Raw genomic sequence first — 11,610 nt, 5'->3', positions numbered from 1 at the left:
TAAAACCCTGTTTTTAAAAACAGGGTTTTTTATTCATATTTTGCTTAATATATTATATATAAGTAAAATTAAGGTACCTTAGCTCAGATGGTAGAGCAATGGACTGAAAATCCATGTGTCCCTGGTTCGATCCCTGGAGGTACCACAATAATGCTCGGATGGTGAAATTGGTAGACACGCTGGACTTAAAATCCAGTGAACAGCAATGTTCGTGCGGGTTCAAGTCCCGCTCTGAGTACTAAAAGCTTCAATTCGCTAACGCTAATTGAAGCTTTTTTTTGGCGTAGTTTTTCGTATGGGAACTTTTTTGGATCAAGCGCAAAAGTTGGAATCTCTTTTTCAATGCCAACTTTTTTTCTTTAACTATAGAGACTGTATTTTATGAAGTAAAATTTATTTTAATTAATGATTTTGAAAAGTAAAATAAAAAGACAGTATTAAATTTGATGTTGATTGATTTCTTAGATTTGTAGTAAGCACCATAAAAACTTTTTAGCATGCCAATAATTGAACAATCAGGATATGATTTTCCGTCTATTATTTACCGCAACAAACATATTTCGACTATTTATGCAGCTTTGTTTAAAAAATTTGAAGTTCCAGGCTATACAAGAGAAAAACATGAGTTAAGTGATGGAGATTTTATCAATATCGATTTTGTTTTAAATGATTCTAAGAAAGCAGTTATCTTATGTCATGGTTTGGAAGGTGATTCACGTAGAACATACAATAATAGTTGTGCGGCTTATTTTCAGCAGAAGGGTTTTTCAGTTTTTGCATGGAACAATCGCAGCTGTGGAGGAGAAATGAACCGACTTCCGAGACTTTATCATCATGGTGCAGTTGATGATCTTGATAAAGTAGTCCAGTTTGTTTTGCAAAAAGAATTTGAAGATATTTATTTGATTGGATATTCAATGGGAGGTGTTCAGCTTTTGAATTATTTGGGCTGGGCAAAAATTGATGAACATATTAAGGCTGCGGTATCGATTTCAGTACCAACTCATATTGCGACAAGTGCTGCTATACTTAAGCAAGGCTTTAATAAGATCTACTTAAAGAATTTTACAATTGATATTAAAAAAAAGCTAAAATACAAGGCAGCACAGTTTCCTGATTTTATAAATCGTGATCAGATTGATAAAATTTCTTCTTTTGATGAAGTTGATCAGTATTTTACGGCACCGCTTCATGGTTTTGCGAGCCGAGATGATTATTATCAGCGTGTTTCTCCAGAATTTTCTCTTAAAAATATTACTACTCCAGTTTTAATTATTAATTCACTTGATGATCCATTTTTAGGTGAAAGATGTTACCCCAGAGCTATAGCTAAAGATAGTGCTTATGTTTATCTAGAAACTCCAAAATATGGAGGACACTGTGCTTTTCCTATGCGTAATTCGATGCATTCTTATGTAGAGAAAAGAGCATATGAATTTTTTGAATCTTGCAAAAAGCCCGTTTAATATTTTCTAAAAAGGATGTAATAATAACTTATATCCAAACTAAATAATTTATATCTGTTTGGATGTACTGCTTTTTTAAATATTTATAATTTGTTGTGCCACATTTCTCAGAAAAAACATCATTAATTATCTGTGGTAAAAAAGGGATACATCCAAGTTATCTGTACATTGGTTAAAAATTAGAATCCAATATTCTTAGTCGAATTCGTAAAGCTGCAACTACCACATTCTCTTCGAAGTTTTTCATTTGCTTTGAATGTATATTTTAGATAGAATTGATGCGAACTTGGTGCAAACTTGCCTAAACTATTTAAGTTATGATCGTATGCATAGCCTGCCTGAAAATCTTTAAGAAAATTGACGCCCACAATTGCTGTTACTGCACTATCCCAACGATAGGATGTGCCAAAGCGAAATTTTTCCATTAGTTCAAAATTAAGGGCAAAATCTATGGCAAGAGGAGCAGCATTTACATACTTTGCCAATATTGAAGGCTTGAAGAGCAATTCATCTGATAATTGTGTTTTATAGCCAGTAGTAAAATAAAGGTGTGGTTGAGCAGTTGCCGTAAATCCCTCTATTGTAGAATTAAAACTTTCTTTAATAAAATTGGGTGTAGAAATACCTATAAACCAATTCGATGTATTAAACATGAATCCAATACCTATTTGAGGGACTATTTTATTAGTGGTATTATTTGCGAAATTAAGATCCCCATCATCTTGTAGATCAAGTCTTGAGTAATCTACATTTAATGAACTAAATCCACCCTTTAATCCAAACGTGAACATTGTGAGGTCATCAAAAAATAGAGTATAGGAATAGTCTCCTGTAATAGTTAACTCTTCTGTAACTCCTAATTTCTCACTCATAACGTTTAAGCCCATTCCCATATTCATAGAAAGAGGAATATTTACATTCAAATTTTTGCTCTCTGGAGCGCCAGAAAAACCTGCAAACTGAGTTCTATGGATTAATAAAATACTACCATCATAAAAGCCAGCGAAAGCAGGATTGAAACTAGATATATTGAGTTTGTAATCGGAAAACTGAACATTTTGTTGTGCTGTTGCAGAGAATATGGTGAAAATAAATAGAAACGTTATATAATTAAAATTCATGTGACATTTAATATTTTGCATTAGTAGTTGAGATGTAAAAAACCTGTTTTGGTAATAAGATGGTTGTCTAAATTGGTAAAATGAAATACATAGTAATAAGTTCCTTCAGGTAATAAACCTCCTTTTGAGTTTGACCCTGTATTAGGAAAACCTTTAAATAGATTATCATTTTGTCCGTAATGCTTTGTCTCATAAACAAGATTTCCCCATCTGTTAAAAATTTCTAATTTATTATCAGAAAATATATTGATACCCTCAATAGAGAAATAATCGTTTTTACCATCTCCATTTGCAGATATACCATTATGTATTATAACATCACAGCTTCGTATTACAATTTGTACTTCTAATCTATTATTGCTCTCACATTCTTGTCCTGTAAAAGAAGCATAGTATTTTTGCATATGTTTTAAAACTACTGATGAGCTTAATGGTAATCCTCCTATGGCTGAATCATACCATAATATTTCTTCCTGATCTGTTTGCAAGTCTATTATTGTGTGTTCTTTTTCTGCGCACATATATTGAATGGTTTCTCCCGTTGGCACTGTAGTATCTTTAATGGTAACATTGACGGGTATACGATTGCTATTACAACTTCCTGATTGAGCTACTGCATAATAAATTCCTGAGTTTAGTCTGGTGCTTGAGGATAATTCGTTGGTTGTTGTTGTATTTGCATACCATTTTATAATTGTTCCTGCTGTTTCTATATCTCCTATAGTTTTGTTTTCAATGGCACAAAATTCTTGGTCAGGTACTGTTGGTACAGCGAGATCGTAAATTGTTACCTGAACAGGAGTTCTGCTCTTACTCTCACAATCATTTAGTGTTTGCGAGGCATAATAAGTTTTAGTGGTTAAAATATCTGAAGTTGTTAGGGGACTTCCGCTAGTTGCTGCATCGTACCATTTAATTGCAGTTCCCGTAGCAATTAAATCAGCTATGGTTTTATTTTCTGCAATACAAAAAGCCTGATCAGATGCAGTTGGTTCAGTGGTATCGTAAATTGTTACCTGAACAGGAGTTCTGTTTACACTCTCACAACCATTCAGTGTTTGGGAAGCATAATAAGTTTTAGTGGTTAAAATATCTGAATTCGCCAGTGATATTCCGCCAGTTGTTACATCGTACCATTTAATTGCAGTTCCTGTAGCTATTAAATCTGCTATGGTTTTATTTTCTATAATACAGAAAGCTTGATCAGATGCAGTTGGTTCAATGGTATTGTAAATTGTTACCTGAACAGGAGTTCTGCTCTTACTCTCACAATTATTTAGTGTTTGCGAGGCATAATAAGTTTTAGTGGTTAAAATTTCTGAAGTCGCCAGTGAACTTCCGCCAGTTGCTACATCATACCATTTAATTGCAGTTCCCGTAGCTATTAAATCAGCTATGGTTTTGTTTTCTGCAATACAGAAAGTTTGATCAGATGCAGTTGGTTCAATGGTATTGTAAATTGTTACCTGAATTGCTGTTCTATCAATACTTTCACATCCATTAACAGTTTGAGATGCATAATAGGTAGTACCATTAGTAACTAGGGCAGTTTCACTCCATTGATTGCCTCCAGTCGATGCATTGTACCATTTGATATTGGAGCCGTTAACACTTAGGTTTTTTAATTGGGTTCCTTGCTCAAAACAAAAAGTCTGTATCGGTAATGTTGTTGTAGGCGCCAGGCTATTTGATACTGTAGCTATCACTTCTTGTCGGGGTGATTTACATCCCTTTTCAAAGACAAGATTATAAAAATAATAATAATAATTTTTGGTATATCCATCGAAAAAACCTGAAGTGACACTTAAAATTTCAGAAACGTCTTTATATGGAAAAGAAACCGAAGAATCTCTGTATAACTTAGTTCCATTAAAGGCTTTAATCAGCAATCTATAACCAGTACCTGCCTTTAATTGAACGTTTAAAGGTATGGTAACTGGGGTAACTACACCTAATGCGCTTACTGTTAAGTCACCGGTTGATGATACCTCAGTACCTGAACCATCATAAATAGCAACATTAAGCGTTCCAGGTGCGGCGACAAAAACATCGGTACTCTTTAAATGTACATCATGAGTTAAATCAAAGACAATACCCCAATTATTAAAAGTGTTAATCTCATTTGCACTGCTATGTAACGATTTTTTACCGCCTTCTAAATTGATAAAATTTGAAGATGTCGCATCGACCCAATAGGATTTGGTAGCGGTAAGAGCGGGTGTGGTGTAACTCCCTCCAGTTTCCAATACAGTTTGCGACGTTGGACTGTCATACCACTTCAAAACTCCATTAGTGGTGGTCGCTGTCAAATTAACCGTACCGGGCTTGCAAATTGAATTACCGGTTACTGTTACTGTTGGAGGCAAACACTTTGTTTCAAACCTCTTTGGTAAACTCCAATCTGAGAAAGAAGTTGTAGTACACTTAGATCGCACATAAACAAAATATGTTATACTCGACGATAGATTTGTAATATCTTTTAAAATGGTGTTGTCAGCAACTGCGCCCGATGCTACTAATCCCGATAAACCACTACCCGGTAGACCTGAGGTACGAATTTCATACTCGTAACCTAAATTAGGGCTTACTATTGCAGCTGACCAACTGATCGTAGCTTGATTAGTAGCTATATTATTAACTTGAACGTTGGTTGGCTGAAAACAATCTGGTGTCTTCTTAACTGTGACAGCCATAATATGTAAAACCTCAGTGGTAGAGGTTGTTTTGAACACGCGGATGCTGCTGATTTTTTTGTAATAATTATTTACGGATATATTAATCTGTGCACCGTGTAATCGAGGAAAATCATTTAATTTTTCCAATACATTATCTGAAACTCTAACTCGACCAATTCCATAAGTAACTATAGGAGACAGTATCCCGTATGAATACCAATCTTCTGCATACAAACCGTTAAAACTTTGTATTGTATTATCGGTAAAATGCACTTCTCCTGAAAAAGTAGCTGCTGAACTTGCTGCATTACCTGCCGCCGTTAATATATCGATTCTAGTTGCGTTTTCGGGTGTTTCAAAAACTAAATCACCAGTACTTCCCCAACCGGTTAAACGCAGTGAATTGTTTTGTGAATATGGATTTAGTTGAAAGATTAAATTAGAATCGTTGCTTGCGACGATTCGCCCATCTACTGGTAATCCAAATGTCAAAGGGGAATTTCCAGCTTGGGAGAGAAAATCGCGACTGACAAGATTGAATGTCGTTAAGTCAAACGTATGTGTTGTAGAACTTGACACAGCTCCAACTCCATTGGCAATAACGTCTGCATTGAAACCGGAAACGATTTTTAAAGGCACGTAATTTTGCGCGATAGCAGAACTAAAACAGCATAGTAATATCCAAATTAGAAAGTAATTTTTAGTCATAGGTAATGGAAATAGTATTAGAATTCTTGTCAGACATAAAATTTTATTCTTAGCAAGAATTCAAAAGTAGACTACTTCACATTTTGATAAAAAAATATGGGGTGGACATTATAGGTGGACATTTAGATGATGTATTCTAAAAAATATTAATTATAAATAAATAACAACCAGTAAGATGTGATTTTTTTAGGTTGAAATAAAAAATTTTATTTTGATTGTTTTTAAATTTTTATGTTTTTTAAATTATAGAAAACGGGTAAAAAAGGATAAATGCCAATAAATAATTTTATTTTCGTGGTTTTTATTTCCCCTCTTTTTCAGGGATCTTAACGTAATCTATTTTAGAAAACGCGCTTGTTATTATCTTTAAATAGCTACTTTTAATCACTACATAAATGCAAAAGTCTTTAATTCTGTCGCGCTTTTTTTTTGTTATTTGTCTTCAATTGATCTTTATTTTATCAGTTCAGGCACATACCACTAAAGAATCTTTAAATAAAATTATTCGATCTTATCGGAACTGTGATTTAAACTGTTTAGAATTAAATATCTCGGAATTCAAACTTAAATATGCTAACGATGACCCTCAGATTTTAGAAGTTATTTACAATGTTTTACTCGCTGAGAAATACTCTAGAGAGCTTGATATTAAAAACAATAAAAGTGAGGTTTTATACCGTAAAGCCATAACACTGGCAAAAAACATACAACGCGAAGACTTAATCATTTGGGCTCAAACTCATTTTGGTTTCTATTATTATAAATACAGTGATCCTATTAAAGCATTGTCTTATTTTCTGGAGACTTTTCAAAAAATAGAGGCTCAATCCAAAAGAGATTTATTGGAAGCTGAAATTGTACTAAAAAAAAACGCCTACTACTTTGGCTTTATCGAAGATTATAAACAAGAAGAGTTATACCTCAAAGAAGCACTGCAATTCTGTACTCCTAATTCTGAAAATTATACTGAATTACTCAATAATTTAGGGATGTCCTTTTTAAAGCAAAAACAGCCAGATAAGGCCGAACAATATTTTATACAAACCCGTGATTTGGCATTAAAAAATAAACAAGAAGTTCGTTATGCTAAAGCCTTAGGAGAACTGGCTAAAATTTATGTATTACGAAATGATTTTGCAATGGCAAAGACACTTTTTCTGAAAGACATTGCGCTTTCAAAAAAAAACAATAGTGATCGGAATACCATGTATGCCCAAATTGAACTGGGTAAACTTTATTTATTGCAAAAAAACTTCAATAATGCTGATATTGTACTTAAAGAGGCAAGAAATTATGTTAGAACCAAAGCTCACCTCGCAAGTTTTGAATATGAAATTGTAGAATTATTACTTGAAATTGCGATACAAAAAAAAGATGCAGTAAATGAATTAGAGCTTCGAAGAATATTAGATTCCTTAAAAAAAGTAATTGCTTTAACAGATGGACAAACTGTTGTAGATCGATTGAATTTACAAGTTCAAAAGGAGCGAATCAAATCGCAATTAATAATCGAACAAACTAAATTAGAGAGAGCTTCTCTGTTGCAATGGGCTTGGATTACAGTAAGTCTTTTATTGCTTATAATATTGATATTAATCTATGTAATATATCAACGAAAATTTAAACTTCAAGGAATCGCCTTTGACAAGAATATCCTATCTGTTCAATTAGAACAAATTAAATCGGAGAAAAAACTCAATGAAACGCAAGCTACTTTAAGTTCTTATCAAGTCTATTTATCTGAAAAAAATGACCAATTAACAAAGTTAGAAAAAGAATTTAAAAAACTTAAAACTCTTCCAAAACTAGCATCAAAAGTAAAGGGAAAAACTTTAGAAGAACTTTTAGAATCCCATTTAATGACCAAAGAAAATTGGTTGCGATTTAAAGCAGTTTTCATAATGGAACAGCCTGATTATTACAATTATTTAATCGAAAATTTCCCTGATCTTACAGAAGCAAATTTGCGAATCGTTTTATTGCAAAAAATAGGATTAAAGAATATTGAAACTGCCCAATTATTAGGTGTTACATTAGAAGCTGTGAAAAAAGCAAAACAACGATTAAAAAAACGTTATGAGCCAAATTATTCCGATATTTTTAATGAAGTTTAATTATTAATCTATATCCGTATGGTTTAAAATACTTCGCTCCAGTTTGAGTGTAATATCTGTGAAATAGACTTAATGTAATAGACGATTTGTATCAGATGCTCTATCATTATCTTATGATAAATAGTTCTAATTTAATTTTTTTTGTGGGGCGTTTTCAATAGAAAAAAAATAATTGTAAGAATGGTATACTTATAAAGAATATTTAGTTTTTGTGGGTAGAGCAGGATTCGAACTTTTAGCTTGTAACCCGCGTATATCGTACGTTTGTTCTTTTTATAAACCTGTATTGCCATGATTTTGCTGGAAAGATTAAACTCCAAACTTCTAAACTTTGACAGACAAAAAAAGTACATACGAATTGTTTAATTGGAAATTATAATTCAATTTTAATTATTTCAAAATTAAGATTTTTTCACATAGAGCTAGAAAATTTGCACTATGATTTTATTTTTTGATTTATTATGTTTTAATTTTACAGAGGCGACAAAATATTTATATAAGTTATTTAATAATAAGCATAGTGATTTATAACAAAGAAAATTTCCCTGTAATAACTTCAGAACGTAATTTAACTGCTACTATTTTTGTGTACATATTGTTCGGACTTTTGTGTATTGCAATGCTTTGTTTATTTATAGCACTTCCTTTGAGTATTCAGTTAGAGTATAATAGCCGTTTATCTCCCAGCGAAATGGTCTTCAACCTGATATACTTTCCCATACTTTTTTGGGGTATTTGGGCTCTTTACAAGAATTACAAGAGTCAAAAACTTAAAAAAATAATTCTTATTTCTGTAGATCATTATGGTATACATCATCACCAGTACAATGGCATTATTCAGAGTGTTTTATACAAGCAGCTCGAAAACAGCACAGAAGCTTATGTAAGTGATATCGATAGAAAAATCGGAACAAAATATTCTCCGGGATATATTTTCGGTTTTAAGGAAGGTAAACGGATTCCCATTGATTTTACTAAACCTGAGAATGGGCTGACTTATATCCCGAAAAACAAATATTGTCTAATTGGACATTTTCTGCAGGGTGTTACTTTATTTTGTCCTCATATAAAAATTTCTCAGGATGTATATGCGGATTGTTTTATAAATCCTACCACTTTTGAATTCAATAAAAAAGCCCAAATAATTACGTATATATTGGTTCTTGTTTTACTTATAATCATTCTGATTGTAATCGATTTATTTATAAAATACACTAAAGGCTTTTCTGTATTGTTTTAAATACTAGAATGTTTATGCAAGAATAGATAGGAGAAAGGAAAAGATCATCCTAGCTTTTGTACTAAATTAGAGAGCAGCTGTTATCAATTGAAGATGTAAAGCGTCCTATTAATATTTGTCCTGAAAATAATCAAAAATAGATTTACCTCTGATTAGTTGAAAACAGTATAGACTTTAATATTGTAGAAAAAGTAATAAGTTCCAGTTTAGAGATCTTTAATAGATCAATAATTTGTTATAGTAAATGAATTATTAATATTAATGTAAGGTAATTTTAAAAATGCCATAACCTATGTTTTAATATTACATTGTTTTTTTGATATAAAAATTTTTATGGAAAATAACAATGATTTAAGCAGAAGAAGGTTTCTTAGGAATTCTTTATTGGTTGCTGGAGGAGTTCTCATCGCCCCACTTATTGAAAGCTGCAGTGACGACGATAAAACGGATAACAGCAGTGCGCCAGATGGAATGAAAAATGAAGGGTTTGAGACAGGAGTAGCCAGTTTTGACCCGACTGAAACAGGAGTGATTATCTGGACAAGATATTCAGCAGGTTCTGATGCTGAAATAACCTGGGAGCTAAGTAAGGATGCTGGATTTTCTGAAGTAACAAGAAAAGGGCAGGCAGGGGCTTCATCCATAAATGATTTTACAATAGCGGTAGATGTTCAGAATATTACCTCCAATACAAAATATTATTATAGATTTTATAATGTCAAAACCAAACAGGTAACTGTTACTGGAGAAACACGTACACTGCCGTCTAAAACGGATATTGTAAATGATATAAAAATGGCTGTTGTTTCCTGTTCTAATTTTCCAGCAGGACTTTTCAATGTGTATGGAGCGATTGCTTCTTCAGATGCCGATGTAGTGGTTCATCTTGGAGATTATATTTACGAATATGCGCCTGGACAGTATGGAACAAATCCATTTACCAACCCGATGGGTAGAGAACATAAACCAGCTAGGGAGATTATAAGCCTTAGTGATTACAGAGAGCGTTACAGACAATATAGAGGAGATAAAAATCTTCAGCTTCTTCATCAGAAAAAACCTTTTATATGTGTCTGGGATGACCATGAGTTTGCTAATGACACCTATAAATCCGGTGCAGAAAATCATCATCCTTCGGAAGGAGATTTTCAGATGAGAAAAATGTCGGCTTTTCAGGCCTACAGCGAATATATTCCGCTTAAAACAGGGAAAGATCTTAGAATTTACAGAAGTTTTAATTTTGGTAATATTCTTTCGCTTTATATGATGGATACTAGAGTTATAGCAAGAGATAAGCAGATGAATTATTCTGATTATATTGATAATGGCGGAAATTTTGACCAAACAAAATTTAGAACGGATCTGTTAAGTACAAGCAGAAAATTAATTGGAAGCGAACAAATGACGTGGCTGGGATCACAGATTAATGCAGATACTGCTAAATGGAAAGTATTAGGCCAGCAGGTTCTGATGACAAAAATGATGATTCCTGCAGAGCTGTTGCTGCTTTTGAATCAAATTTTAGCAGAAGTAGATCATTTCGGAAGTGCACAGCCAGCGACTATGCAGGCTCTTATTAATACAATCTCTGAACTTGTCGTTATTAAAATGAGACATAAACAAAGTGATCCATCTTTAACTGTTCAGGAAATTGCGAGAGTTACGACGACTTTGCCATATAATCTGGATGCTTGGGATGGTTATTTTACAGAAAGAGAGCAGCTCTATGCCATACTTCATGAAAAAAATGTTGTGGTGTTGGCCGGAGATACTCATAATGCCTGGATGGGTAAACTTACCAATATGCAAGGAAATTTTATAGGTACAGAAATAGCTTGCAGTTCAGTTTCATCGCCAGGATTGGAAGCTTATCTTGGAATTACATCCGATCCTAAAAAGGCAATAGAATTAGCACAGGCATTTACAGTGTTGATAGATGATTTAGAATATGCAAATTTACATAAGCGAGGATATACATATCTTAAATTTACATTATCTGGTTCTGAAGCTGAATGGCGATTTGTAGACAGTGTAACAACTGAAACTACTAATACTGTTACAGAAAAAAAACATACTATAGCTTAGAAATCTTATTTGGTACTGATTGAAATTTTTTCAGAAGTATAAAAAATGAGTAAATTAAATCGGGGCAGGAGTAATCTTGTTCCGATTTTTTTATCTTATTAGATTTGGATATTCTGGATCAATACATATTGTTGTGGGTAAATATTAAAATCTAGATATTTGTATTTTAAAATTACTCCCTAATGCAAGATTCTTTTATCA

The 11,610-nt window shown here is 32.8% G+C and carries 6 protein-coding genes and 2 tRNA genes; 6 read left to right on the top strand and 2 right to left on the bottom strand.

The window, feature by feature from the left end:
* Positions 1–72 precede the first annotated feature (72 nt).
* The 3 genes from OIU80_RS20435 to OIU80_RS20425 all read left to right on the top strand — a co-directional run bounded on the left by OIU80_RS20435 (position 73) and on the right by OIU80_RS20425 (position 1,466).
* A tRNA-Phe gene (locus OIU80_RS20435) sits at positions 73–145 on the top strand.
* A 7-nt stretch (positions 146–152) separates the two neighbouring features.
* Positions 153–238: transfer RNA gene (locus OIU80_RS20430), tRNA-Leu, on the top strand.
* 259 nt (positions 239–497) lie between these two features.
* Positions 498–1,466: a YheT family hydrolase gene (locus tag OIU80_RS20425; protein ID WP_264288818.1), complete on the top strand. Its 969-nt coding sequence runs from the start codon at positions 498–500 to the stop codon at positions 1,464–1,466.
* A 179-nt stretch (positions 1,467–1,645) separates the two neighbouring features.
* Here OIU80_RS20425 and OIU80_RS20420 read toward each other — a convergent pair whose 3' ends face one another.
* Together OIU80_RS20420 and OIU80_RS20415 are read right to left on the bottom strand one after the other, a co-directional pair.
* The gene (locus tag OIU80_RS20420) at positions 1,646–2,587 is read right to left on the bottom strand and encodes a PorP/SprF family type IX secretion system membrane protein (protein ID WP_264288817.1); all 942 of its coding nucleotides are present in this window, start codon (positions 2,585–2,587) and stop codon (positions 1,646–1,648) included.
* 20 nt (positions 2,588–2,607) lie between these two features.
* Positions 2,608–5,970 (bottom strand): Ig-like domain-containing protein, encoded by a 3,363-nt coding sequence (locus tag OIU80_RS20415; protein WP_264288816.1) that lies wholly within the window; start codon positions 5,968–5,970, stop codon positions 2,608–2,610.
* A 395-nt stretch (positions 5,971–6,365) separates the two neighbouring features.
* On the opposite strand from OIU80_RS20415, the gene OIU80_RS20410 reads away from it, so the two are divergent.
* The 3 genes from OIU80_RS20410 to OIU80_RS20400 all read left to right on the top strand — a co-directional run bounded on the left by OIU80_RS20410 (position 6,366) and on the right by OIU80_RS20400 (position 11,409).
* Positions 6,366–8,084, top strand: a complete 1,719-nt coding sequence (locus OIU80_RS20410) for a tetratricopeptide repeat protein (RefSeq protein ID WP_264288815.1) — start codon at positions 6,366–6,368, stop codon at positions 8,082–8,084.
* Between the two features lie 520 nt (positions 8,085–8,604).
* Positions 8,605–9,324: a hypothetical protein gene (locus tag OIU80_RS20405; protein ID WP_264288814.1), complete on the top strand. Its 720-nt coding sequence runs from the start codon at positions 8,605–8,607 to the stop codon at positions 9,322–9,324.
* Between the two features lie 333 nt (positions 9,325–9,657).
* Positions 9,658–11,409 (top strand): alkaline phosphatase D family protein, encoded by a 1,752-nt coding sequence (locus OIU80_RS20400; protein WP_264288813.1) that lies wholly within the window; start codon positions 9,658–9,660, stop codon positions 11,407–11,409.
* Positions 11,410–11,610: the final 201 nt, after the last annotated feature.

The organism is Flavobacterium frigoritolerans, assembly GCF_025847275.1.
GTDB classification, from domain to species: domain Bacteria; phylum Bacteroidota; class Bacteroidia; order Flavobacteriales; family Flavobacteriaceae; genus Flavobacterium; species Flavobacterium frigoritolerans.
This window is presented reverse-complemented; position numbering and strand designations above follow the sequence as displayed.